Raw genomic sequence first — 24,776 nt, 5'->3', positions numbered from 1 at the left:
CCCTAGGCCGAGATGAACTTCACGGCCACCGGGTAGGTGTACCACTCGCCCCGGTTGGCGGCGATCGCGGCGATGATGCTGAAAACGATGTCGAGCACGGCGACGGCCAGGATGATGATCGCGCCAACGAACAGCCAGAGGGTGAACAGTCCTACGACGTAGCCGAGAAGAACGGTGAGTTGGAAATTGAGCGCCGTGCGGGTGTGTTCGCGCACGAATGGACCGCGGTCGCGCAGAACCAGGTAACCGATCAGTGCCGGCAGGAAGTGGAAGAAGATCCCGCCGAGGTGAACGAGCATCGCCCAGAGCTTTTCGTCGCTCGGACTGAATGGCGTCGGCGTCTGGTACGGGTTCGGCGTGGTTTCTGACATGCGCCCATTAAACACACAAGCCCGGCCGCGTGCGGCCGGGCTTGCTGAAGAGCTGATTACTTGATGAGGCGGATGGCGAAGGGGTAACGGTACGCGATGCCGTCCTTGGCCTTGGTGAAGCCGATGATCGAGAAGATGATCGAGACGATCGCCGCAGCGAGTGTGATCAGGAATCCGATGACGATGACGCTCAGGATCGATCCGACGATGTACGCGGCCACCATCGTGATCTGGAAGTTCAGTGCCTCTTTGCCTTCGGTGTTGGTGAAACGACCACGGTCCTTGAAGACGAGCCAGATGATCAGCGAGGGCAGGAAGCCGATGATGCCCCCGAGGTGTGCGAACGACGCCCACTGGCGGTCCTCAGCCTCGGTGAGGGGCGCAGCCGGTTGCGGTGCAGCCGGCGTGGAGATGGGGTCGGTCATGTGCAGAGCCTTTCGGTGAGCGGATCGATCCTGCGAGCTGGCGAGGAAAGACTTCGGGCGGTGTCTCGCTGGGCCCTCGACTGAGGGCGCTGCACGAGCACATGCATAAGGTAGCGCCCTCCTCGCCATGCATGCAATGCCTTCGTCAGGGTGTGTCACGGTACAATTGGCAGTCTGCACACGCGAGTGCCAAGGGTGGGCAGCGCGAAGTTACGGTGGCGGAGAGAGCGGGGTGATGAGCATGGTGTCGGAGCGAGGCCTCGACGTGCTGCGCGTCATCGTGCAGGACTACGTCGCGTCGCGCGAGCCGGTGGGATCCAAATCCATCGTGGATCGCCACTCCTTCGGAGTCTCGGCAGCGACCATCCGCAACGACATGGCGCTGCTCGAAGAGGAGGAGCTCATCGCGGCGCCGCACACCTCGTCCGGGCGCATCCCCACGGACAAGGGCTACCGCGTGTTCGTGAACCAGCTCGCCGATCTGCGACCGCTCAGCCCCGCGCAGCGCACCGCTATCGAGACCTTTCTCGGGTCATCCGCCGACCTCGACCAGGTGCTCGGACGCACTGTGCGGTTGCTGTCGCAGCTCACCAACCAGGTCGCGCTCGTGCAGTATCCCTCGCTTTCTCGCTCGCGCATCCGCCACGTCGAACTCGTGCGCCTCGCTTCGTCCCGTGTCATGACCGTGCTGATCACCGACACCGGCCGAGTGGAGCAGCGCTTGCTCGACGTCTCAGACGAGCTTGAGGAGAAATTCCTCTCCCAGCTCGGATCCCGGCTGAACGCGAGTCTGGGCGGACTCGGGCTCGCGGAGGCCGCCGAGAAGCTGGCGCAGCTGCCCGAGCAGTTCTCGCCGGCGGAGGCCCCGGCGGTCGGCCGGATCGCATCGGCCCTCATCGAACAGGTGCTCGCCAACCGCCAGGACCGGCTGGTCATGGCCGGGACTGCGAACCTGGTGCGCACCGAGGAAGACTTCAGCGGCAGCATCTACCCTGTTCTCGAGGCGATCGAGGAGCAGGTGACGCTGCTGCGGCTGTTCGGCGAGATGGAGCCGGACCAGAACGGCTTCTCGGTGTCGATCGGCAAGGAGAATGCCTCCTTCGGCCTGGGGGAGACCTCGGTGCTGACCACCGGTTACGCCACTTCCGGTGGGGAAGTGTCACGCCTCGGCGTGATCGGCCCCACCCGCATGGACTATTCGAACAACATCGCGGCAGTGAGAGCTGTCGCCCGCTACCTGTCCCGCCTGCTCGGCGAGGACTGAACACCAAAGGGAATTTGATTGGCTGACCACTACGAAGTACTCGGTGTCGACCGCAGCGCGACGACAGACGAGATCAAGAAGGCGTACCGTCGCCTCGCGCGGGAACTGCATCCCGACGTGAACCCCGGAGCGGATGCCTCGGAGCAGTTCAAGCTCGTCACGCACGCCTACGACGTGCTCTCCGATTCGCAGCAGCGCCAGCAGTACGACCTCGGACCCCAGACCGGTTTCGGTGGGCAGGGTGGACAGGGCTTCGGCGGCTTCGGTGACATCTTCGAATCCTTCTTCGGCGGTGGGCAGACCCGTGGGCCACGCTCGCGCCGCGAACGCGGACAGGACGCCCTCGTGCGCGTGGAGGTCGACCTCGAGGAGATCATCTTCGGCACGACCCGCGACATCGAGGTGGACACCGCCGTGCTCTGCGAGACCTGCGATGGCTCGTGCTGCGCGCCGGGGACCACCCCGGTCACCTGCGACATCTGCCACGGCAGCGGGCAGATCCAGCGCACTGTGCGCAGCCTGCTTGGCAATGTGATGACATCGAGCCCGTGCGGCACCTGCCGCGGCTACGGCACCGTGATCCCGAACCCCTGCCCCACCTGCCAGGGCCAGGGTCGCGTTCGGGCGCGCCGAAGCATCCCGGTCGATATCCCCGCCGGGGTCGACACCGGACTGCGCCTGCAGATGCCCAACCAGGGTGAGGTCGGTCCGGCCGGCGGCACCGCCGGTGATCTCTACCTCGAGATCAAGGTTCGCCATCACGACGTGTTCAGCCGCAACGGTGACGACATCCTCGCGACCCTCGAGGTGCAGATGACGGACGCCATCCTCGGCACCAGGGCGACGCTCAAGACGCTCGATGGCGAGGTCGCGGTCGACATCCGTCCCGGTACCCAGAGCGCGGAGGTCATCACGATCAAGGATCGCGGCGTTACCCACCTGCGCGGCAGCGGGCGTGGTGACCTCAAGATCGGAGTGCAGGTGACGACCCCGGTGAAGCTCAGTCACAAGGAGCAGGATCTCATCAAGCAGTTCGCGAGCACTCGCAAGGCCGCGGCACCGACGCTCACGCACTTCCAGCAGGGCCTGTTCCAGAAGCTGCGCGACCGGTTCCTCAACATCTGATCGCATGGCCCACTTCTACCTGAGCGAAGAGCTGGTCTCCGCGACCGTCGGTGAGCGGATCACGGTCGGGGGAGCGGAGGCGCGCCACGCCGTCACGGTGAGCCGTATCGCCGAAGGCGAGTCGATCTCGATCGGCAACGGAGCGGGCCTGATGGTCTCCGGCACGGTGGTCTCGGCGGAGCACACCGAATTCGTGGTCGAGGTTTCGACGGTTGTCGACGCCCCTCCGGCGTCGCCGGCGATCTGGCTCGTTCAGGCTCTCGCGAAGGGCGACCGCGACGAACAGGCGGTGCAGCAGGCCACAGAGCTCGGCGTCGACGGCGTCATCCCCTGGTCCGCCCAGCGCTCGATCGTCAAATGGGAGGGCGCGAAGGTGCGCAAGGGGCACGATCGCTGGAGCGCGATCGTGCGGGAGGCCAGCAAACAGTCGGTGCGGTCGTGGGTGCCGGAGGTGGGCGATCTCGCCTCCCTCACCGTGCTCGTCGCCCTCGCGAAGGTCACCCGGATGCTCCTGCTGGAGCCCACCGCGCCGCTCGCCCTCAGTGCGCTAGAGCCAGACGACCGGGATGTGGTGCTCGTCGTGGGACCGGAGGGCGGAATCTCACCCTCGGAGCTCACTCGCCTCGAGGCCGCTGGCGCGACACCGGTGCGGCTCGGGGGCACGATCCTGCGCACCTCCACCGCGGGTCCTGCCGCCGTCGCGGTGCTCAACGCACGGCTCGGGCGCTGGTAGCGAACGCTCATCCGCGGGTCGGCGGCGTCGTTTACCCTTGGAACATGTCGACTACAGCGGAGCCTTCGCTCTTCACGCGCATCGTTGCGCGCGAGATCCCGGCGGATATCGTCTTCGAGAACGAGCGGATCATCGCGTTCCGGGACATCGCCCCCAAGGCTCCCGTGCACCTGCTCGTGGTGCCGAAGACCGCGGAGTTCGCCAACGTGACCGAACTGGCCGCAGCGGACCCTGCGCTTCTCGCGGAGATCGTCGCGGTGGTGCAGCAACTCGCCGACGAGCACTGCGACGGCCAATACCGTCTCGTCTTCAACACCGGCGAACAGGCCGGACAGACCATCTTCCACGTTCACGCCCACCTTCTCGGTGGAACCCTTACCGAAGGAACCCTTGGCCAGTAGCGATATCACAGCACCCTCTCCAGAGGAGCGGTCCGCACAGCACGTCGTCATCCGTGTCGATGGGGTCGCGATGGTGCGACTACTCGGACCGCAGGATCGGCTGCTCAAGACCATCGAGCGGCAGTATCCGCAGGTCTCCGTGCTCGTGCGCGGAAACGAAATCACCCTGGACGGGGATTCCCGTCAGGTGGCCGCCGCGGCGCGGCTGGTAGAGGAGCTGGTGCTGATGGTGCGCGGCGACCGTGAACGGGGAGAGAACGTGCTCGACGAAAGAAGCGTCACCGAGTCCGCGAAGATGCTCGCGAGCGACCAGCGGGTGAGCCCGGCCGAGCTGCTGAGCCAGGCGATCCTCACCAGCCGCGGCAAGAGCATCCGTCCGAAGACCCTCGGGCAGAAGGAATACGTCGACGCGATCGACGAGAACACCATCGTCTTCGGCATCGGGCCGGCTGGCACCGGCAAGACCTATCTCGCGATGGCGAAGGCCGTGCAGTCGCTGCAGCGCAAAGAGGTCGAACGCATCATCCTCACCCGCCCTGCGGTGGAAGCGGGCGAACGCCTCGGCTACCTGCCCGGCAGTCTCACCGACAAGATCGACCCCTACCTCCGCCCGCTCTACGACGCCCTCAACGAGATGATGGATCCGGAGGTCGTTCCCAAACTGCTCGCCGCCGGCACCATCGAGGTAGCCCCTCTCGCCTACATGCGTGGTCGCACGCTGAACAACGCGTTCATCGTGCTCGACGAGGCGCAGAACACCACTCCGGAGCAGATGAAGATGTTCCTCACCCGGCTCGGTCACGGTTCCAAGATGGTGATCACCGGCGATATCACCCAGGTCGACCTGCCGGTCGGTGCCAGCGGTCTCCAGCTCGTGACCCGGGTGCTCGACGAGATCGATGAGATCCATTTCGCGCGCCTGACCAGCGAGGATGTGGTGCGCCACAACCTCGTCGGCCGCATCGTCGACGCGTACACCAAGTACGATGCAGAGCGGCAGGCACAGCGCTTCGACCGGGAACAGGGGGGTCGATCGTGAGCATCGAGATCAACAACGAGTCGGTCATCCCGGTGGATGAGGTCGCGTTGCAGCGCCTGTCCGTGTATGCGCTCGACCACCTCCACGTTCACCCCGACGCAGAGCTCGCGATAGTCCTCGTCGACGAGGCAGCGATGGAACAGCTTCACCTCCAATGGATGGACGAGCCAGGTCCCACCGACGTGCTGAGCTTTCCGATGGACGAACTGCGGCCCGGCACCGAGGAGTCCATGACTCCGGCCGGACTCCTCGGCGACATCGTGCTCTGCCCGCAGGTCGCTATCTCGCAGGCGGAGACCGCCGGGCACAGCCCCCTGGACGAAATGCTGCTGCTCACCACCCACGGCATCCTGCATCTGCTCGGGTTCGATCACGCCGAACCGGACGAGGAAAAGGAGATGTTCGGCATCCAGCGCGAGATCCTGGCCGGATTCGCCCTCTCCGAGCGACGATCGAAGTAGTCTCGCCATGATTCCGCTCTTCGTCAGCGTGGCTGTCCTGCTGGTGATCTTCGGCGGACTCCTCGCCGCGGCCGACGCCGCCCTCAGCGTTCTGTCGCGCGCAGACCTTCTGGAGATCGCCTCGACCTCGCGGGCCCGGAAGTCCCTCGTCGCCATAGCCGCGGATGTCGGGGCGCACGTGAACGCCGTCAACTTCATGCGGGTGGTCGCCGAGACAACCGCCGCCGTGCTCGTCACTCTCGCATTCGCTTATGTGTTCACGGAGTGGTGGTGGGCGCTGCTCGCCTCGGCGTTCATCATGACCGTGGCATCCTTCGTGCTCGTCGGGTCCAGCCCGCGCAGCGTCGGGCGGGTTCACGCCCGAGCGGTGGTGCGGGTGAGCGCATGGACGGTGCACGCCATTCGCCTGTTCCTCGGGCCGGTGGCCGCCGCCCTGGTCGCGATCGGAAACCGGGTCACTCCGGGCCGCACCGCGACCTTCTCCTCGGAGGAGCAGCTGCTGAGCATGGTGGACGAAGCCACGGAGCTCGACGTGCTCGAGGAAGACGATCGCGAACTCATCCACTCGATCTTCGAATTCAGCGACACGGTCGTGCGTGAGGTGATGATCCCACGTACCGACATGGTGACGATCGACAGCGACGAGTCGATCGGTGCGGCGATGGGGCTCTTCCTCTCTCGCGGAGTATCCCGGGTGCCCGTGATCGGGGTGGATGTCGACGAAGTGATCGGTGTGCTCTATCTGCGGGATGTCGCCCGGCTGAGCTATGAGCGGCCGAAGGGGCTCGACTCGGTGACTCTTGACTCGCTCGTGCGCCCCGCCCTGTTCATCCCGGAGTCGAAGAAGGCGGATGACACGCTGCGCCAGATGCAGCTCGAATCCAACCATCTCGCGATGGTCGTCGACGAATACGGCGGCATCGCCGGTCTCGTGACCCTCGAGGACCTGATCGAGGAACTGGTCGGCGACATCTCGGACGAATACGACCACGAGGTGATCGAGATCGAAGACCTGGGTGACGGCCGCTTCCGGGTGAGTGCGCGCCTTCCGGTCGACGAGCTCGGGGAGCTCTTCGAGCTCGACCTCGATGACGACGACGTAGATTCGGTCGGCGGGCTGATCACGAAGGCGCTCGGTCGCCTTCCGTTGCCTGGCTCGGTCGCGACCATCTCCGGTCTCATTCTCACCGCCGAGCGCACGGAGGGACGGCGCAAACGGCTGAGCACGGTGCTCGTCGAGCGGGACCAGGCGCTCAGTGACGCCATGGCCGCGTTCAACCCGCCGAAGGCGAAGGAATCGAAGCAGAAGGAGCTCAAGGAGACGAAGCTCAAGGAGTCCAAGGAGCCGAAGGAACCGAAAGAGCCCAAGGAATCCAGGCCGAAGGATTCGAAGGCCAGGGAGTCGATGCCCAAGGCGCCGAAAGAGCCGAAGCCCAGGGACTCCAAGGCCAGGGAGTCCGAGCGGGAAAAGCCGAAGGCCACAGTATCCACATCAACAGAAGACGGTGATTGAGCGTGTCGCTGAACAATGACAACCCCTCGGAGTTCCGGGCGGGGTTCGTGTCCTTCGTCGGGCGTCCGAACGTGGGCAAATCCACGCTTACCAATGCACTGGTGGGGGAGAAGGTGGCGATCACCTCGTCGAAGCCGCAGACCACGCGCCGTGCCATCCGGGGAATCGCCCACTACGCCGACGGGCAACTGATTCTGGTGGACACACCGGGGATGCACCGCCCACGCACGCTGCTCGGGGAACGGCTCAACAGCATCGTCCAGACGACACTCGGCGACGTGGACGTCGTGGCATTCTGCATGCCGGCGGACGAGAAGATCGGTCCGGGCGACCGCTACATCAACGAGCAGCTCGACTCCTTCCCCCGCGCGAAGAAGGTGGCGATCGTCACCAAGATCGACGCCACCTCCCGGCCGCAGGTGGCCGCACAGCTGCTCGCGGTGTCGGAGCTGCGCGACTGGGAGGCGATCATCCCCGTGTCGGCATCCAGCCGCATCCAGCTCGACACGCTCGCGGCCGAACTCATCAAGCTGCTCCCTGTCTCGGAGGCGCTGTATCCCGCCGACGCGGTCACCGAGGAGGGCCTCGAGGCGCGCATCAGCGAACTCGTGCGGGAGGCCGTGCTCGAGGGCGTGGAAGACGAACTGCCGCACTCGATCGCCGTGACCATCGACGACATCATCGAGCGGGACGACAAGGACCTCGTGGAGATCTACGCCAACCTCTTCGTCGAGCGCGACAGCCAGAAGGGCATCATCATCGGTCACCAGGGATCGAGACTCGCGGATGTCGGCGCCCGCGCCCGCGCCCAGATCGAGCCGCTGGTCGGCAAGCAGGTCTTCCTGTCGATCCGCGTGAAGGTGGCGAAGGACTGGCAGCGAGACCCCAAACAGTTGGGTCGCCTGGGCTTCTAGGGACGCTTGGTCGATGGGTACATCGCGAGGATGATTTCCGGCGCGATCTGCCCGGAGTCCGCGCGTGCCGCTTACGGTGGAGGGATGTTCCGCACGCTTCGTCGCTACCAGGTCATCGCCGACCTGGCTTTCGCGGCTGCGTTCCTGCTGCTGCAGCTGGCCAGCCTGTCGAGCGTCGGCGACGTGCTGCCCTCTCTCGTCGTCGCGCTGATCTTCGTTGCGGCTCTCGCACTTCGCCGGCTGAGTCCCGCGCTCGCCCTCGGCGGCGCCTGGGCGGGCGCGATCCTGCAGATGGCGTCTTCGCTCGAGTCTCCGCAGTTCTACGATCTCGCGGTGCTGGCGATCCTCTTCACCACGGCCTCCTACGGAGGTCGCCTACTGCGCTGGGTCGGGCTCGGTTCCGCGATTCTGGGCTCGGTCACCGCAACCCTCTACCTGGTGCTCTTCAACGGCGGACGAAACCTGCTCGGCAACGTGATGTCGAACCCGTCGATGTTCTCCAGCAGCCTGCTGCTGTTCTTCGGCTGTCTCGCCGCACTCGGGCTGTCCTGGACTCTCGGACTGCTCGCCCGCACGGTGCGTCGGTCGCGGCAGAGCCGCGCTGCCCAGGTCGAGGCCGAACAAGATGTCATCGTCGAGCAGGAGCGCAACCGCATCGCGCGCGACATGCACGACGTCGTCGCCCACTCTCTCGCGGTGGTGATCGCCCAGGCGGATGGCGCGCGCTATGCCAGGGAATCAGATCCGGAGGCGGTCGACCTGGCTCTCACCACCATCTCCACGACCGCGCGGGAGGCTCTCGGCGACGTGCGCATCCTGCTGGGGCAGTTGCGCCACAGCCAGGGCGAAACACCGCAGCCGATGCTGGGGGATCTCGATGCGCTCGTCGACCAGTTGCGAAGTTCGGGTCTCATTCTGAGCCGCGAGTCCGTTGGTGAAGAGAGGCCACTCGCCACGGCGCAGCAGCTCGCGGTCTATCGCATCACCCAGGAGTCCCTCACGAATGCGTTACGCCACGGCGACACCGAACGCGAGGTGCGGCTGATCTTCGCCTGGAAGGCAGATGCGCTCCGGCTGGTGATTTCGAGCGCGCTCGACGCCCCGCGCGCTGGCGACGACGCCCACCCCGGTGGGCATGGTCTCGCGGGAATGCGCGAACGGACTGTGCTGGTCGGTGGCGCATTCTCGGCAGGGGTCGACGAAGGTCGATGGGTCGTCACCGCCACAATTCCGCTGAGCCTCGAAGCGGTGCCGGGGTGAGTGTCATCCGCGTCGGCCTCGTCGACGACCAATCACTCTTCCGCGCCGGCGTGCGGATGCTCATCGATTCCCAGCCCGACCTCGAAGTAGTGGGGGAGGCCGGGGACGGTCTCGAGGCCGTGGCGATGGCCGCCGAGACCCGACCGGATGTGATCCTGATGGACATCCGCATGCCCGTGATGGACGGCATCGCGGCCACCACCGAGGTGCTCAAGAGAGCGGATGCCCGGGGAGGCAGCCTTCCCCGCATCATCGTCCTCACCACCTTCGATCTCGATGAGGCCGCCACCCGGGCGATCCGTGGGGGAGCGAGCGGTTTCGTGCTGAAGGACGCCGACCCCGAGTTCCTGCTCGCGGCGATCCGCACCGTGCATGCGGGCAACGCCGTGATCGCGGCATCCGCCACGCGGGAACTCTTCGAGCACTTCGCTCCGGCCGGGGCGCAGCCCGAGACGCCGGCGGCGTTCGGTCAGCTGACCGCCCGGGAGCGCGACATCTTCCAGCTCGCAGCTCGCGGGTTGAGCAACTCCGAGATCGCGTCGGGCGAATACCTGAGTGAGGCGACGGTGAAGACCCACATCAGCCGCATTCTCGGCAAGCTGGGTCTTCGCGATCGCGTGCAACTGGTGGTCTTCGCCTTCGAGAACGGCTTGAACGCCTGAGGCGACGGCCCCGAGCCCCCACAAGGTCATCCGCTGGATGTACGGCTACCGAGACCTGCGCCGGATGCCCGCCGACAGACGCGACCGTAGCGTCGAAGCATGTCATTCACTCATTCAGAAGCCGGGCTAGTCGCCCGCGTCTCCCACCTCTCCAAGTCCTACGGATCGACAACCAACCCGGTCACCGCGCTCGACGACGTCTCGATCGGCATCCGTTCCGGCGAGTTCACGGCCATCATGGGGCCGAGCGGTTCGGGCAAGTCCACCCTCATGCACATCATGGCCGGCCTCGACAGCGCGACCGCGGGCTCGGCGTGGCTCGGGGACACCGAGATCACCGGCCTTCCCGATTCCGACCTCACCATCCTGAGGCGGCGCCGGGTCTGCTTCGTCTTCCAGGCCTTCAACCTCGTGCCGACGCTCGACGTGCGAGGCAACATCCTGCTGCCGTTCGAACTGGACGGTCGTCGTCCCACCCGCGACGAGTCGGCCTGGATCGACCGGCTCATCGATTCGCTCGGGCTCGGCGACCGCCTGAAGCATCGCCCGCATGAGCTCTCCGGTGGTCAGCAGCAGCGCGTGGCCATCGCCCGGGCCCTCGGCACGCGGCCCGACCTGGTCTTCGCCGATGAGCCGACCGGCAACCTCGACTCCCGCACCGGCCGTGAGGTGTTGTCGCTGCTTGCCGCGGCAAGCGCCGAATACGGACAGAGCATCGCGATGGTGACCCACGATCCGATCGCGGCGAGCTATGCCGACCGCATCCTCTTCCTCGCCGACGGCCGGGTCGTCGACGATCGTGCCCGGTCATCGGCCGAAGAGATCTCCCGCCTGATGCTCACGATGGAGAAGGCAGCATGAGGCGTCCTCTCGCAGAACAGCTCCCGAGCGCGCTCGTGGCTGCGCTGAGCTCTGCCTTCGGCGTCTGCCTGCTCGAGACGACCGGCGTGCTCGCGCAGGTTCTCTCGGCAGACAGTGTCACCGGTTCGAGCGCCAACGTCGCGGTCATGTTGCAGATCGTCGCGTCGGTCTTCATCGTCATCGCGGTCTACGTGGGGTCGATCGTCACGGCGAACACCTTCGCCACGATCATCGCCGGGCGAACCCGCACGATCGCGCTCTATCGCCTCATCGGATCGAGCGCTTCGGACCAGCGACGGGCGGTGGCCCGCGAGGGTCTGGTCGTCGGCGCGGTGGGCTCCGCGATCGGTGCCGTCATCGGCACCGTGGTCACGATCGGGCTCGTCAGCGTATCGGTGGCGACCGGGGTCGTGCCCGCGCATCCCTACAGCTATGTCGGCCCGGTGATCGCCCTACCGATCGTCGCGGTGGTGCTCACGACCTGGCTGGCGTCGTGGATCGGCTCCCGCCGGGTATTGCGGGTCTCCCCGATGCAAGCGACGGGGGGAGCGGTGGAGAAGTCGCTCGACGAGGCCGCGGGAGGTCGGGGACGCTCCGTCGTAGCCATCGTCTTCTTCGCATTCGGGGGAGCTCTGCTCGTGCTCGGCATGCTCATCGGACTGGTGAGCCCTCTCGGGGTGCTCGTCGGGGTCGTCGGGGGACTCTTCTCGTTCACCGGGCTCGTGCTCGGCTCCCCGCTGGTGATGCCGGTCGCCCTGAGACTCACCGGGCGGATGTTCGGACGCAGCGCGCCGGCCAGGCTCGCTGCAGAGAACGCGGTGCGCTACCCCGAACGCAGTTCGCGCACCACGATCGGCCTCGTGATCGGGGTGACCCTGATCACGATGTTCGCGGTCTGTGTCGAGAGCTATCAGGTGATCATCACTAATGCGCAGAAGGTCGAGCCGGAGGTCTATCAGGGAGTCGACCAGACCCTCACGGTGACGGTTGTCGTGTTCTCGGTGCTCATGGGATTCAGCGCCCTCATCGCCGCCGTCGGAATGGTGAACAACCTCTCCATGAGCGTGTTGCAGCGCACCAGGGAACTCGGGCTGCTTCGCGCACTCGGCTTCACTGCTCGACAGGTGCGCGCGATGATCCTCGCCGAGAGCGCGCAGCTGACTGTCACGGCAGTGCTCGTCGGTCTCGTTCTCGGTACCTTCTACGGCTGGGCGGGTGCCCAGTCGCTGCTCGGTTCGATCTCCGGGTCGCCGGGCATCGTGCTTCCCGCGATCCCTCTCGCGCTTCTCGGGATCCTGGCCGTGGCTGCGGCGGTGCTCACGCTGGTGGCCTCCGTCGCTCCGTCTCGTCGGGCGACGCGGATCGCTCCGGTCGCGGCACTCGCGGTGGAATAGTGAGGTTTGGTCGGCGGTCACAGCCGCCGACCAGCTAAGCGCCCGATTTTGCTGAGGGCTCTCACAGGGAGGCGCTAAGGCCCGTTTCGGCTCCCGGTGGCGTGCCCATAATGAGCGTGCGCAACTGCTGCGTGTGTGTGAGGGGAACCCGATGTCGCAACAATTTCTCGATCTTCGTCTCGAGACGGGCCCCTTTCCGATCGTCGTCTACGCTCTCGCCCTCGTCGCTCTCGCGGTGCTGGCGACCCGTCGGCCGCTGCGTCGCTGGCTGCCGGTGCAGTTGCTCGGCGGCCTGGCCGGCGCCGGGGTCGGACTCGTACTCGCCTGGCTGGTGAGCGACGTGTGGAACAGCTTCGGCGTCGCTCTCACGCCCATCACTCGGCTCTGGTTCGCGCTCGGAGTCGGCGGCATCGGGTTCGCGATCGCGGGCCTGTGGCGGGCGCGTGCCTGGCGTGTGGTGCTCGGCAGCGCATCCGTCTTCCTGTTCGCGCTCGCCGTCGCGATCGGGGTGAACGTGGATGTCGCGGAGTTCCCGACCCTCGGCTCGGCGCTAGGGGTGAGTTCGATCGCCAAACTCGCTCTTCCGGCCTCCACTCCCACGCCGACCCCCACCAGCACGGCCATCGAGACGCTGGCGCAGAGCTGGCACGCCCCGGCAGGGATGCCGAAGGTGGGAACCCTGGGATCCGTGACCATCCCGGCCACGATCTCGCACTTCGCCGCCCGCAGCGCCCTGGTCTACCTTCCCCCCGCCGCGCTGGTCGCGGGTGCGCCGCGACTTCCGGTGCTCGAGATGCTCTCGGGTCAGCCGGGTGCGCCGTCGAATCTGATCACCTCCGGCGCCATGGAGACGATTCTCGACCAGTTCGCGGCAGCGCATGCCGGTCTCGCGCCGATCGTGGTCATCCCCGACCAACTCGGGGCTCCCCAGCTCAATCCGATGTGTGTCGACTCGGCGCTCGGCAACTCCGCGAGCTACCTCACGCAGGATGTGCCGAACTGGATCACTCATCACCTGCACGTGCTGCCCGCCCGAGCCGACTGGGCGATCGGAGGGTTCTCGCAGGGGGGGACGTGCTCCATCCAGCTCGGGGCGAAATTCCACGCCCTGTACGGCAACATCTTCGACATCTCGGGACAACTTGTGCCGTTCCGAACCTCGCTCGCCCTCACGGTCGCCAAGGGCTTCGGCGGATCTCCGGCCGCCTATGCCGCCGCGGCGCCGGTCGCCCTCCTCGCCGCCGGCGCCCCCTATAGCGATACCCTCGGGGTCTTCTTCGTCGGCCAGAACGACACGCGATACGGAGCGGCATCGGTGACCGTCTCGAATGCGGCCCGGGCCGCGGGCATGACCGTGCACTACGAGCAGTCTCCGGGCACCGCACACGACTGGCATACCGTGCAGTTCGCGCTTCGACAGGGTATTCCGATCCTCGCCGCGCGCTGGGGACTCTGATGAGGCGCTTTATCTCCGAGCGACGAGTGAGTATCTCGATCGCGGGTCTCATGCTCGTGCTCGCCTTCGTCACCGGTTCGCTGCTTCGTGGGCCACGGGTGCGACTGAGGCCATTGGTCGGTACCGGTCTCGACGCGTTTCTCGAGACGCACAACCCGTTCTCGCCCATCACCTCGGTGCTCTTCGCCTCGGGGTGGTTCGAACTCCTCCTGTCGATCGCGGCACTGGTGATCCTGGTCGGCGCTGCCGAACGACTGATGGGATGGTGGCGCACTCTGCTGGCGTTCGTCGTCACCGCGTATGCCGGCGCCGGGATCGGAACACTCCTGCAGGCGGCCGGCCTGCTCGCCCGGGAAGTCTGGGCCGTTCGGATCCAGGAGTTCATCGTCTTCGATCCGTTCACCGCGATCTCTGGCACGCTTCTCACGGCCAGCGCCTTCGCCGGCCCGCTGTGGCGTCGACGCGTGCGAGTGCTTGGATTCGCGGCGCTCATCATCGTGTTCCTGTACTCTGGCCAGCCCTCAGACCTCTTCCGGATCATCGCCGCCCTCGCGGGTCTCGTACTGGGGATGGTGCTGGCGCGCACCCTGCCCTCCGCCCGGTGGGCCCGCAGTTCGCACTACGAAGCGCGGAGCCTCACCGCAGTGTTGCTGATGATCACCGCGGCCGGTCCCTTCGTGAGCATCTTCACGCCGGCGCGCTACGGTCCGCTGCATCCGCTCGGCCTGCTGTTCCGCGACCAGCTGCCACGCATGCAGACCGTGATCCACCATTGCCTCGGTCATGCGACCTCACCCGGGTGCCACCTCCAGCTCGCCCTGGCCAGCATCAATGGCCCCGGCACAGTCCTGCTCGCGCCCCTTCCGCTGGTCGTGCTGATCGTCGCCGCTCTCGGCATGCTGAGGGGCCGTCGAAGCGCCGCCCTCATCGCGATCGCGGTCAACCTGTTCCTGGCCCTCGTTGCCGCGTTCTACTACGGGTTCCTCCCCGCGTTCGGAAGCGACGAGGTCGTCTCCGACTACGCCTCCGGGCTCGAGCCCGTGGCCCGCTTGGCCGTCTCGGTGCTCGTGCCGCTCGTGATCGCTGCGCTCATCGCCATCAACCTGCGCCACTTCACCGTGCGGATCCCGCGTCGATCGATGATGCGGTTCATCGTCACCGTAGTGGGCACCTTCGTAGTGCTCTGTGTTCTCTATCTCGGTGGCGGATGGCTGGACCGCCTGCAGTTTCGTCCCGCGCCGAGCCTGCTTCAGCTCCTTCTCGACCTGCCCGACCGTTTCGTGCCGGTCGGATTCCTCCGTCTCGAGACGGTGCCGTTCATCCCGGTGGCGCCGTTCACCCGCATCCTGTACCAGGGGATCGGGCCCGTCTTCTGGCTGGTGTTCATCGCCGCGACGCTGCCGCTCTTCTTCTCCGATCGCAATCGCTACAGCTTCGAGGAGCGTGACCGTGCCCGGCTGCTGCTGCTCGAGGGCGGTGGCTCCATCGGTCACATGGCTCTGTGGGATGGCAACGACTACTGGTTCAGCGCCGACGGTCGCGCCGCCGTGGCGTACCGGGTGGTCTCCGGAGTCGCGCTCACCACCGGGGGGCCGCTCGGCCGCGCCGAGTTCGCCGCCGGGGCGGTGCGCCAGTTCGCAGTCTTCTGCGACGACAACGGATGGACGCCCGTGTTCTACAGCGTGGACGACGAATTCCAACCGCAGTTCCAGGCGATGGGCTGGTCGACGATGGTGGTCGCGGAAGAGACCATCGTGCATCCCGCCACCTTCTCCACACAGGGAAAGAGCTGGCAGGACGTGCGTTCCTCGATCAACCGCGCCGAGCGCCTCGGAGTGCGCGCGGTCTGGACCAGCTGGGCAAAGCTCTCGATCGCCCACAGCGCCCAGATCGAGGCCATCTCCGAATCCTGGGTCGCCGACAAGAAGCTGCCGGAGCTCGGCTTCACCCTCGGGGGCATGGACGAGCTGCGCGATCCGGATGTCGCGGTGTTGCTCGCCCTCGGGGACGATGACGTCGTCGAGGCCGTGACCAGTTGGATGCCCACCTATCGCGAGGGTGAGATCGTCGGCTGGACGCTGGACTTCATGCGGCGTCGTCCCGGCAGCATGAACGGGGTCATGGAGTTCCTCATCGCCTCCGCCGCTCTGCTCATGCAGCAGCGGGGAATCGAGTTCATGAGCCTGTCTGCCGCGCCGCTCGCGCGTCGGGAGTCGGCGTCGGAGGCATCCGACGGCACCGATCGACTGCTGGCCTTCCTCGCGCGCACCCTCGAGCCGGTCTACGGGTTCCAATCCCTCTTCACGTTCAAACAGAAATTCAAGCCCGAACTGAAGGCGATGCTCATGGCCTATCCCGACCCCCTCGCCCTCCCCGCGATCGGCGCGGCTCTCGGTCGGGCATATCTGCCCTCACTCAGCGTTTCGCAGACCGTGCGGTTTCTGCGGGGACGCGGCTAGAGGACTGCCCGCTCGCGCGGTGCTATCCTCGGAATTGTGCTGTTCGGCCTGCTCCTTCTTAGCTGCCGCGACGAGTCCTAACCCAGGCCTCCCTCGTCGCGGAGACTGGTGCTGCAACAGCGCCGTTGGCTGACCACCTCAGACCAAGCGAAAGAGCGAGACAATGAAGAACACACAGTCGGCTTCTGCAATGCCGATCCACAAGTACCGCCCGTATCACGAGACCCTCACCGTCGATCTGCCGGACCGCACCTGGCCGTCCAAGCGCATCACAGTCGCCCCGCGCTGGTGCGCCGTCGACCTGCGCGATGGAAATCAGGCGCTCATCGACCCGATGAGTCCCGAGCGCAAGCGCATCATGTTCGACCTGTTGGTGCGCATGGGCTACAAAGAGATCGAGGTCGGCTTCCCCTCGGCATCCCAGACGGACTTCGACTTCGTGCGCAGTCTCATCGAGGACGACCTGATTCCGGATGACGTCACGATCCAGGTGCTCACCCAGGCGCGCGAGGCGCTGATCAACCGCACCTACGAGTCGCTCATCGGGGCGAAGCGGGCCATCGTGCACCTCTACAACTCCACGAGCGTGCTGCAGCGGGACGTCGTGTTCCGCACCGACAAACAGGGCATCATCGACATCGCGCTCGAGGGCGCCCGACTCTGCAAAGCGGCCGAGTCGATAACCGCGGGAACAGAGATCTTCTACGAGTACTCGCCGGAGAGCTACACGGGCACCGAGCTGGAATTCGCGCTCGAGGTCTGCAACAAGGTCATCGCGATCTTCGAGCCCACCCCCGAGCGAAAGGTCATCATCAACCTTCCGGCGACGGTGGAGATGGCGACTCCCAATGTCTACGCGGACTCCATCGAGTGGATGTCGCGCCGCCTCGACCACCGCGAGAACATCATCCTCTCGCTGCACCCGCACAACGACCGGGGAACCGCGGTGGCCGCGGCCGAGCTCGGCTACCTCGCCGGCGCGGACCGCATCGAGGGCTGCCTCTTCGGTAACGGTGAGCGCACCGGCAACGTCGACATCGTGGCGCTCGGGATCAACCTGTTCACCCAGGGCATCGACCCGCAGATCGACTTCAGCGATCTCGACGAGGTCAAGCGCACGGTGGAATACGTGAACCAGCTGCCCGTTCCCGAACGTCACCCCTGGGCCGGCGACCTGGTCTACACCGCCTTCAGCGGGTCGCACCAGGACGCGATCAAGAAGGGCTTCGAGGCGATGGCCGCGGATGCCGCCGACAAGGGCGTCACCGTGGACGAGCTGGTCTGGGCGGTGCCGTACCTGCCGATCGATCCCAAGGACCTCGGGCGCAGCTACGAGGCAGTGATCCGGGTCAACTCGCAGTCGGGCAAGGGCGGCGTCGCCTACCTGCTCAAGAACGATCATGCCCTCGACCTGCCGCGCAAGCTCCAGATCGAGTTCTCCGGTGTCGTGCAGGCCAAGACGGATGCCGAGGGCGGCGAGGTCACGAGCGCCGAAATCTGGGAGATCTTCCAGGACGAGTACCTGCCGGCCTCCGCGGCGGAGGACAAGTGGGGCCAGTTCGAACTCGCCTCGACGCGCACTCAGAGCGACATGTCCGGAACGGTCTCGCTGCACACCGAGCTGCGTGTCGGTGAACAGTTCGTGACCACCGACACCACCGGAAACGGTCCGATCGCGGCGTTCCTCAACGTGCTCACCGAGCAGGGCGTCGAGGTCAAGCTCTACGACTACGTCGAGCACGCGCTCAGCGGCGGAGGGGATGCACTCGCGGCGGCCTACGTCGAACTGAATGTGAACGGCGTGCGTCTCTGGGGCGTCGGTATCGACGCCGACATCTCCACAGCATCCCTCAAGGCGGTCGTCTCGGCCGTCAACCGGGCAGTGCGCGAGGAGTCCGGCGATCGGCAGCTGGCATCCGTCTGAATCGCGCGGGCGCCCGTGTCGCCCGGGCCGCCGGTGTCCCGGGCCGGCCGGGTCGTGTCTGACGTCCTGTGGCGACGACCCGGGCTCCGCGCGGTAGGAGCGCTCCCTCGAACTCTGGGACTAGCCCCGGGGGTGACGAGCGGCGAGGTACTCGTCGAAAGTACTGTGGCCGAAGGGCGGCCCGGGCACGAGGTTGGCCCCGGCGGCGAAGGCGGCAACCGCGCGCCCGGTGATGCGCAAGGGGACCAGGGGCCGGCGCGTTCCTGCGGCGAGTTTCCAGCGGGTCGCGAGTTCGTGACCGGTCAGCACCTGCGGGCCGCCGATGTCGGGCGCGCGCCCGGCCGGACCGGCCGCAACGAGCTCGACGAGCCGCGCCGCGACATCCTGCACCGAGATCGGCTGGAACGAGAATGAGGGCACGAGGGTCACCGGGAGGACGCGGCGTTGCGTGGTGAACAGCGTCTCGACGAAGGAGTGGAACTGTGTCGCGCGCAGGACGGTGTGGGGGATACCCGAACCGACGACCACCTCCTCCGCCCGCCGCTTGGCCCGGTAGTAGGGCAGGGAAATCTCGTCGATGCCGACTATCGACATGAAGACGACGTGTGCCACCCCGGCCGAGCGGGCGAAGGCGCTGAGAAGAGTGGTGGCCGCCACGTCCCGGGCGGAACCGGTGCTGGCGAGGTGCACGACCGCTTCCACTCCCGAGAGGGCTCGACCGAGGCCACGCCCGGTGAGGAGGTCGCCGGACAGCGCGCCCGCCGGGTGGCCGCGACTGAGCACGCGAACGTCGTGGCCGGCATCCCGGAGCGCCCTGACCGTCGGTCGTCCCAGTTGAGCCGTGCCTCCGGTGACCAGGATCGTCGTCATGATGCACATTGTGCCCCACCGGGGCGCGTGTCGGGCAGGCGGACGCCCGTCGGTATTCTGGGAGCATGACCTCGCTGGAGCACCCCGACTCCGGCCCGCTCGCCACCCGGATCGTCGATCTCGGTGCGATCGCCCGCAACATCGGTCGCATCCGTGACATCACCGGAACCCCGATCCTCGCCGTCGTGAAGGCGGATGGCTTCGGCCACGGCATGATCGAGGTCGCGACCACCGCGCTCGCGGCCGGGGCGACCTGGCTCGGTGTCGCGACGGTGGACGAAGCCCTTGCCGTGCGATCCGCGGGAATCACCGCGCCGATCCTGTGCTGGCTCGCCGATCCCTGGTGCGACCTTCGCGCGGCCGTGACCGCCGGCGTGACCATCTCCTGCGCCAATGTCGAGACGCTCGAGGCCATCGCAGCCCTCGGGGATGCCGCCGATGTGCACCTGGAATTCGACACGGGGATGTCGCGGGGCGGTGCTCCCGAATACGCCTGGGACGCCCTCATCACGACCGCGCTCGCCTCGCCCTCCGTGCGCGTCACCGGGATCTGGTCGCACCTGGCCCTCGCCGCTGACGCGGAGCCCGGGTCGACAACTCCTCAGGTCCGGGCTTTCGAGCGGGGGGTCGCTCGGGCTCGCGAGCTCGGTCTCGCGCCCGGCATCCTGCACCTGGCGAATTCAGCGGGTGCCCTCGAACATCCCGACACCTGGTACGACCTCGTGCGATGCGGAGCAGCCCTCTACGGGATCGAGACCGTGATGGGGCTCACGCACTCGCTCGAGCCGGCGATGCGGGTGGTTTCGCGTGTCACCCAATTGAAACGCGTGGCCGCGGGCACGGGGGTCAGTTACAACCACGCCTGGGTCTCTCCGGCGGCGACCACGCTCGTGCTCGTGCCGGTGGGTTATGGCGATGGCATCCCCCGCGACCTCTCGCACGGCGGGGAGATCGTGATCGGCGGCGTGCGTCATCCCGTCGTCGGAGCGATCTCCATGGACCAGCTCGTCGTGGATGTCGGAGACGCCGTGGTGGCCCTGGGCGACGAAGTGGTGTTGCTCGGTTCCCCGAGCGACGGCGAGCCGGATGCCCAGGAGTGGGCGACCGTAACCGGTACGATCGCCCACGAGATACTCACCGGCCTCGGTGGCCGCATGGCCCGGCGTCATATCGACCAGACTCAAAGGACTTTTTCGTGAAGCGCATCGGCATCATCTTCGGCGGGGCGAACAGCGAGCATGAGGTGTCGTGCAACTCCGCGCGCAGCGTGGCATCCCACCTCGATCCCGAGCGTTTCGAACCGGTGCTCATCGGCATCGACCGCGACGGAGGCTGGCATCGCCTTGACTCGGTGGATGCCCTCGCCGAGGCGACCGGCGGCACCCGCTTTCCCGATCTCGACGGCATAGACATCGCCTTTCCCGCGCTGCACGGCCGTTTCGGAGAGGACGGCACGGTCCAGGGCCTCCTCGAGCTCGCCCGCATCCCCTATGTGGGCTGCGGCGTGCTCTCGAGCGCGCTGGCCATGGACAAGCTGCTCGCCCAGCGACTGCTCGAGCTCGCCGGCATCCCCACCATTCCGACCTCTGCGGTGACGGCGGCGACGGCCGGGGATGCGGTTTCCCTCGCCGAATCACTGGGGTATCCGGTGTTCGTCAAACCGAATCGCTCCGGTTCCAGTGTCGGGGCGAGCCGGGTGGAATCCGCCGAAGGGATGGCCGCTGCCATCGCACTCGCATTGCAGCACGATTCGACCGCTCTCGTGCAGAAGACGATCGTCGGCGACGAGGTGGACCTCGGCGTGCTTCAACAGCTCGACGGCAGCCTGGAAGTCGGCGCCCCTCTGCGAATCCTCACCGAGGATTCCACGACGTTCTTCGACTACACGGCCAAGTACACGGCCGGGGGCGGGGCCACACTGGAGGTTCCGGCGCAGATACCGGAGGCCGCGAGCGCCAGATTGGCCGAACTCGCCACGCTGGCCTTCCGCACCCTCGACTGCGAGGGCATCGCCCGAGTGGACTTCTTCCTCGGGGCCGACGGCACGATCACCCTCAACGAGGTCAACACCCTGCCGGGGCTCACGGCCTTCAGTCAGTATCCACGCATGTGGCAGGCCGTCGGCGTGAGCTACACCGAGCTCTTGAGTCGACTCATCGACCGGGCCGTCGTCGCGTTCAGCGGCGAGCGGAGTGTCGCCGCCATCTAGGCATCCGCTCCAGTCGCCGCTGCTCCGGAAGGCTCCACTTGAAGAGAACCGCGAGCACGCGCACACCGAAGGTGACGGCGACGCAGACCACCGCGGCGACGAACATCGGGACTCCGAGCGCGACGAGGGTGACAAGGGTTCCGGCGCCCGCGACGGCCGCGATGGCATAGAGCGATCCGACGTGCATGAGCGCGATCGGCAGGTTGAGCAGCAGGTCCCGAAGGATCGAGCCCCCTACGGCCGAGAGCACCCCGACGAAGATCGAGGGGATCTCGGGCAGGCCGAGTGTGAGCGCCTTCGTCGTGCCGATGGCGCAGAACAGCCCGATGGTGAGGGCGTCGAGGCCCGTGATGACCCGGCCGAGGCGCTGGAACAGGCGCTCAAGAAGCATCCCGAGCAGAGCCGCGCCGACCGCAACGATGAGGTACCAGTTCAGCCGAAGGGCCACCGGCACCTGGTTGAGCAGAAGGTCTCGAAAGAGTCCGCCGCCGGTACCCGCGGCGATACCGATGAGAGCCACTCCGAGCAGATCGAGTCGGCGATCGCGGAACTGCGCAGCGAACATCGCTCCCTGCACTCCGCCGACGGCGATCGCGAGGAGATCCGCCCAGAGGGGGATGATGAGGGGGCTGGCGTTCACAGTCATTGGTACCACGGCACGGCACTCCGGTTCGCCCAGCCGGGGCGACGATAATTGTCGGATGCCCCTCTACCGTGACGAAGCCGTAGGTCAAAATTAGGCATCCGACTGGCGGCGTCGGTGCTCGGCAGTAGCCTCTTAGGCATGGTCGCGACCGTCGTCAGCATATTGGCAGTTTTCATCTCCTTGGTGGCGCTGGGTCTCCAACTCGTACGGACCTATTGGGAGCGGCCCTTTGTCTTTGTCGGAGGTTCGTCTGGGTCACGCCAGAATTCCCGAATGACCGAGCCGCATTGGGAGTATCGGGTCGACGTTACGAACGTTGGCGAGCGCGCAGTCACTCTCATTGACGTCGGACTGATTACCGAGCGGCGGCCAGACGGATACTTGACTCATGGCTTGAGCGCGAAGGAACTCGAGGCGTTTCCCCTTCGCCTCGAGCGCCATGACTCGCGCTCGTGGACGATTCCGGGCGGTCCATCTCGGTTCGGTTCGCGCGAGGCTGAGCCTTGGGTAAAGATCGTGCGGAGACCCACCTGGATCGAGCGTCGACACGAGACCTTGCCCGAGCAAACGATCGTCGGGCGACTATTCGGCTCAATCGGCCCAGAGCTGCATGGCACACCGGTAGGGAAGCCGAGCAAGCGGCAGACTCGTGCGGCCGTCAAGAGGCAGCAGGCAGCCCGCGGCGCCCGGAGCGGCCAACCGATTCTTTAAACTGACGCGGGCCGACAGGCCGTTACCGGTCGCCAGGCATCACCGCCCTGTTGAATTGATAGCCTGTCAGTTATGAGCTCTGCGAGTGACTCCGCGGCCGGTCGTTACAACGATTGGGACTGCCCCCGGTTTGGTTGACTCTTGACCTGTGGAGATTCGTCTCCGCTGGAAGGATGTCACCATGCCCAAGCCCTACCCGCCCGAGTTCCGCCGCGATGTTGTCGCGGTCGCTCGCAAGCACGAAGCCCCGCTGAACCAGATCGCGAAGGACTTCGGAATTTCGGAGTCGTGTCTGGCGTACTGGCTGAAGAAAGCCGACGTCGAAGAGGGGGTGAAGCCTGGCGTGACGGAGAAGGAGTCGGCTGAGCTGCGGGAGGCGCGGAAACGGATCCGGCTGCTGGAGCAGGAAGCCGAGGTAATGCGCCGCGCCGTCGCCTACCTCTCCCGGGATGTCAACCCAAAATGATGTACCCGCTGGTCCGCGAACTGGCCGTCGACGGAGTCCCCGTCACGGTGACCTGCCGGGTATTGCGCTTCTCCAAACAAGCCTTCTATCAGTGGCTCCGAAACCCCGTCTCGCAACGTGATTGGGACGACGCTCACCTGACCAACGCGGCGTGGGACGCCCACCGGGACGACCCCGCGTTCGGCTACCGGTTCATCAGCGACGAACTCAACCAGGCTGGCCTGAAGGCGGGCGAGAACCGGGTTTGGCGGCTCTGCTCCCAGCAGCGGCTCTGGTCCGTGTTCGCGAAGAAACGCGGCCTGAGGGGCAAAGCCGGCCCGCCCGTGCATGACGACCATGTCCAGCGGAACTTCACCGCGACACGCCCTAACCAGCTGTGGTTGACGGACATCACCGAGCATCGCACCGACGAAGGCAAAATCTACCTCTGCGCGATCAAGGACGTGTGGTCGAACAAGATCGTCGGCTACTCCATCGACTCCCGAATGAAAGCATCCCTGGCGGTCGCTGCGGCCCGCAACGCAATCGGGCAACGCGACATCGCCGGCACGATTCTGCACTCCGACCGCGGCTCTCAATTCCGCTCCAACGCCTTCGTGCGGGTGTTGAAGAACAACGCCATCACCGGGTCGATGGGCCGCGTCGGCGCATGCGGCGACAACGCCGCGATGGAGTCCTTCTTCGCCCTCCTGCAAAAGAACGTCCTCGACCGGCAACGATGGGCCACGAGGGAAGAGCTACGCCTCGCGATCGTGGTCTGGATCGAGCGAACCTACCATCGCAAGCGTCGGCAACGCCGCCTCGGCAAACTCACCCCGATCGAGTTTGAGACAATAAACATGGCCCTCAACGCCGCGTGAAACCACTAACCCACCGAGTCAACTGAACTCGGGGCAGTCCCATTTGCCGGTGGCGACTATTGGTGACCAGGTATCGTCAGCTCAACTTCCCAGCTCAAGTGTCCGGCAGGTTTTCGTGGCTTACCCCTACGCGTTTCCGGCGGCAGACTATCGGAAGCCTTATGCGGAAGTGGGCAAGGCCTTCGGCGTCAGGTTCATCTATGCGGACGAGGAGATCACCGACCTCAACGTCTTGGACAAGATCAAGGGTTACATACTCGGGTCAGCGTTCGGCATTTACGACATTACGAACTGGAATGCCAACGTAACCCTTGAGTTGGGACTGGCGCTTGGCCTCAACCAAAAGGCGTACACCGCTTTCAATCCCTCCGCCGGTGCGAGCGACGCACCCGCGGACCTTAGAGGTCGCGATCGCCTTCAATACTCGTCGATGAGCGAACTCGGCGAGAAGCTCGAACGCATAGTCGCGACACACTTTCCGGTCCCACGGAGCGCTGTGGAGAACGAGATTGACACGTTGAGGAGAGACATCGTTAGCCTTGCCCATCCAACTGATGGTCTCCGAATCAGCGACATTGCCAAGGCGCTGGGAATCAGCATTGACCTCGCGAAGCTCGTTGTGCGCCCGATGGTTGGCGTGCAATTACGTGCCGATGGACAGACCAGGGGAACTCGCTACTACCTCAAACCCTAGGGATGCGTTCGGGCTCGGCTTAATACGTCCCAGCCTTACGAGGCGTGCGTTGGCGGCG

23 protein-coding genes are annotated in these 24,776 nt (G+C 66.1%); 19 read left to right on the top strand and 4 right to left on the bottom strand.

The features are described 5' to 3' along the window. Positions 1 to 2 precede the first annotated feature (2 nt). Positions 3 to 371: a DUF4870 domain-containing protein gene (locus F1C58_RS09215; protein WP_185200835.1), complete on the bottom strand. Its 369-nt coding sequence runs from the start codon at positions 369 to 371 to the stop codon at positions 3 to 5. Between the two features lie 56 nt (positions 372 to 427). After that, on the bottom strand, positions 428 to 796 hold the full coding sequence (locus F1C58_RS09210; protein WP_185200834.1) for a DUF4870 domain-containing protein: 369 nt from the start codon (positions 794 to 796) through the stop codon (positions 428 to 430). A gap of 241 nt (positions 797 to 1,037) precedes the next feature. Between F1C58_RS09210 and hrcA the strand changes: the two genes are divergently transcribed. The 15 genes from hrcA to leuA all read left to right on the top strand — a co-directional run bounded on the left by hrcA (position 1,038) and on the right by leuA (position 18,262). Then, entirely contained in the window at positions 1,038 to 2,060 is a 1,023-nt protein-coding gene (gene hrcA, locus F1C58_RS09205; protein ID WP_185204083.1) for a heat-inducible transcriptional repressor HrcA, read from the top strand. An 18-nt stretch (positions 2,061 to 2,078) separates the two neighbouring features. Beyond that, positions 2,079 to 3,185 (top strand): molecular chaperone DnaJ, encoded by a 1,107-nt coding sequence (gene dnaJ / locus F1C58_RS09200; RefSeq protein WP_185200833.1) that lies wholly within the window; start codon positions 2,079 to 2,081, stop codon positions 3,183 to 3,185. Between the two features lie 4 nt (positions 3,186 to 3,189). After that, positions 3,190 to 3,918, top strand: coding sequence for a 16S rRNA (uracil(1498)-N(3))-methyltransferase (locus tag F1C58_RS09195; protein WP_185200832.1), 729 nt, complete (start codon positions 3,190 to 3,192; stop codon positions 3,916 to 3,918). A gap of 44 nt (positions 3,919 to 3,962) precedes the next feature. Next, entirely contained in the window at positions 3,963 to 4,319 is a 357-nt protein-coding gene (locus F1C58_RS09190) for an HIT domain-containing protein (RefSeq protein WP_185200831.1), read from the top strand. Then, positions 4,309 to 5,358 carry a PhoH family protein gene (locus F1C58_RS09185; RefSeq protein ID WP_370543637.1) on the top strand — a complete coding sequence of 350 codons (1,050 nt, stop codon included), beginning with the start codon at positions 4,309 to 4,311 and terminating at the stop codon, positions 5,356 to 5,358. The genes F1C58_RS09190 and F1C58_RS09185 overlap by 11 nt, the downstream gene beginning before the upstream one ends. Next, positions 5,355 to 5,819 (top strand): rRNA maturation RNase YbeY, encoded by a 465-nt coding sequence (gene ybeY / locus F1C58_RS09180; protein WP_185200830.1) that lies wholly within the window; start codon positions 5,355 to 5,357, stop codon positions 5,817 to 5,819. The genes F1C58_RS09185 and ybeY overlap by 4 nt, the downstream gene beginning before the upstream one ends. A gap of 7 nt (positions 5,820 to 5,826) precedes the next feature. Next, positions 5,827 to 7,332 (top strand): hemolysin family protein, encoded by a 1,506-nt coding sequence (locus F1C58_RS09175; protein WP_185200829.1) that lies wholly within the window; start codon positions 5,827 to 5,829, stop codon positions 7,330 to 7,332. Then, positions 7,329 to 8,246, top strand: coding sequence for a GTPase Era (era, locus tag F1C58_RS09170; RefSeq protein ID WP_255461049.1), 918 nt, complete (start codon positions 7,329 to 7,331; stop codon positions 8,244 to 8,246). Before F1C58_RS09175 ends, era begins: the two co-directional genes overlap by 4 nt. 84 nt (positions 8,247 to 8,330) lie before the next feature. Continuing rightward, on the top strand, positions 8,331 to 9,506 hold the full coding sequence (locus F1C58_RS09165) for a sensor histidine kinase (protein ID WP_185200828.1): 1,176 nt from the start codon (positions 8,331 to 8,333) through the stop codon (positions 9,504 to 9,506). Continuing rightward, positions 9,455 to 10,168: a response regulator transcription factor gene (locus tag F1C58_RS09160; protein ID WP_185200827.1), complete on the top strand. Its 714-nt coding sequence runs from the start codon at positions 9,455 to 9,457 to the stop codon at positions 10,166 to 10,168. The genes F1C58_RS09165 and F1C58_RS09160 overlap by 52 nt, the downstream gene beginning before the upstream one ends. A gap of 99 nt (positions 10,169 to 10,267) precedes the next feature. Beyond that, positions 10,268 to 11,029 (top strand): ABC transporter ATP-binding protein, encoded by a 762-nt coding sequence (locus F1C58_RS09155; protein WP_185200826.1) that lies wholly within the window; start codon positions 10,268 to 10,270, stop codon positions 11,027 to 11,029. Next, complete coding sequence (locus tag F1C58_RS09150) at positions 11,026 to 12,423, top strand: FtsX-like permease family protein (RefSeq protein WP_185200825.1); 1,398 nt, start codon at positions 11,026 to 11,028, stop codon at positions 12,421 to 12,423. The genes F1C58_RS09155 and F1C58_RS09150 overlap by 4 nt, the downstream gene beginning before the upstream one ends. 151 nt (positions 12,424 to 12,574) lie before the next feature. Beyond that, positions 12,575 to 13,879 (top strand): esterase family protein, encoded by a 1,305-nt coding sequence (locus F1C58_RS09145; protein WP_185200824.1) that lies wholly within the window; start codon positions 12,575 to 12,577, stop codon positions 13,877 to 13,879. 26 nt (positions 13,880 to 13,905) lie between these two features. Then, on the top strand, positions 13,906 to 16,338 hold the full coding sequence (locus F1C58_RS09140; RefSeq protein WP_185200823.1) for a phosphatidylglycerol lysyltransferase domain-containing protein: 2,433 nt from the start codon (positions 13,906 to 13,908) through the stop codon (positions 16,336 to 16,338). Between the two features lie 163 nt (positions 16,339 to 16,501). Next, complete coding sequence (gene leuA / locus F1C58_RS09135; RefSeq protein ID WP_185200822.1) at positions 16,502 to 18,262, top strand: 2-isopropylmalate synthase; 1,761 nt, start codon at positions 16,502 to 16,504, stop codon at positions 18,260 to 18,262. Positions 18,263 to 18,382: 120 nt separating this feature from the next. Here leuA and F1C58_RS09130 read toward each other — a convergent pair whose 3' ends face one another. Beyond that, positions 18,383 to 19,132, bottom strand: coding sequence for an SDR family oxidoreductase (locus F1C58_RS09130; RefSeq protein WP_185200821.1), 750 nt, complete (start codon positions 19,130 to 19,132; stop codon positions 18,383 to 18,385). Between the two features lie 65 nt (positions 19,133 to 19,197). Here F1C58_RS09130 and alr point away from each other — a divergent pair, with 65 nt between their 5' ends. Both alr and F1C58_RS09120 read left to right on the top strand, forming a co-directional pair. Continuing rightward, positions 19,198 to 20,331, top strand: a complete 1,134-nt coding sequence (alr, locus tag F1C58_RS09125) for an alanine racemase (protein WP_185200820.1) — start codon at positions 19,198 to 19,200, stop codon at positions 20,329 to 20,331. Further along, on the top strand, positions 20,328 to 21,341 hold the full coding sequence (locus F1C58_RS09120; RefSeq protein ID WP_185200819.1) for a D-alanine--D-alanine ligase family protein: 1,014 nt from the start codon (positions 20,328 to 20,330) through the stop codon (positions 21,339 to 21,341). Before alr ends, F1C58_RS09120 begins: the two co-directional genes overlap by 4 nt. On the opposite strand, the gene F1C58_RS09115 is transcribed toward F1C58_RS09120, so the two are convergent. Further along, positions 21,310 to 21,987 carry a trimeric intracellular cation channel family protein gene (locus tag F1C58_RS09115; RefSeq protein ID WP_185200818.1) on the bottom strand — a complete coding sequence of 226 codons (678 nt, stop codon included), beginning with the start codon at positions 21,985 to 21,987 and terminating at the stop codon, positions 21,310 to 21,312. The genes F1C58_RS09120 and F1C58_RS09115 overlap by 32 nt on opposite strands. Positions 21,988 to 22,879: 892 nt before the next feature. On the opposite strand from F1C58_RS09115, the gene F1C58_RS09110 reads away from it, so the two are divergent. After that, a protein-coding gene (locus F1C58_RS09110; protein ID WP_185200817.1) for an IS3 family transposase occupies positions 22,880 to 24,024 on the top strand; the annotation gives its coding sequence in 2 pieces (ribosomal slippage) (positions 22,880 to 23,159 and positions 23,159 to 24,024; 1,146 coding nt in all). A 115-nt stretch (positions 24,025 to 24,139) separates the two neighbouring features. Then, the gene (locus F1C58_RS09105; protein WP_185200816.1) at positions 24,140 to 24,718 is read left to right on the top strand and encodes a hypothetical protein; all 579 of its coding nucleotides are present in this window, start codon (positions 24,140 to 24,142) and stop codon (positions 24,716 to 24,718) included. Positions 24,719 to 24,776: the final 58 nt, after the last annotated feature.

It is taken from the genome of Glaciihabitans sp. INWT7 (assembly GCF_014217685.1).
Classification (GTDB): domain Bacteria; phylum Actinomycetota; class Actinomycetes; order Actinomycetales; family Microbacteriaceae; genus Lacisediminihabitans.
This window is presented reverse-complemented; position numbering and strand designations above follow the sequence as displayed.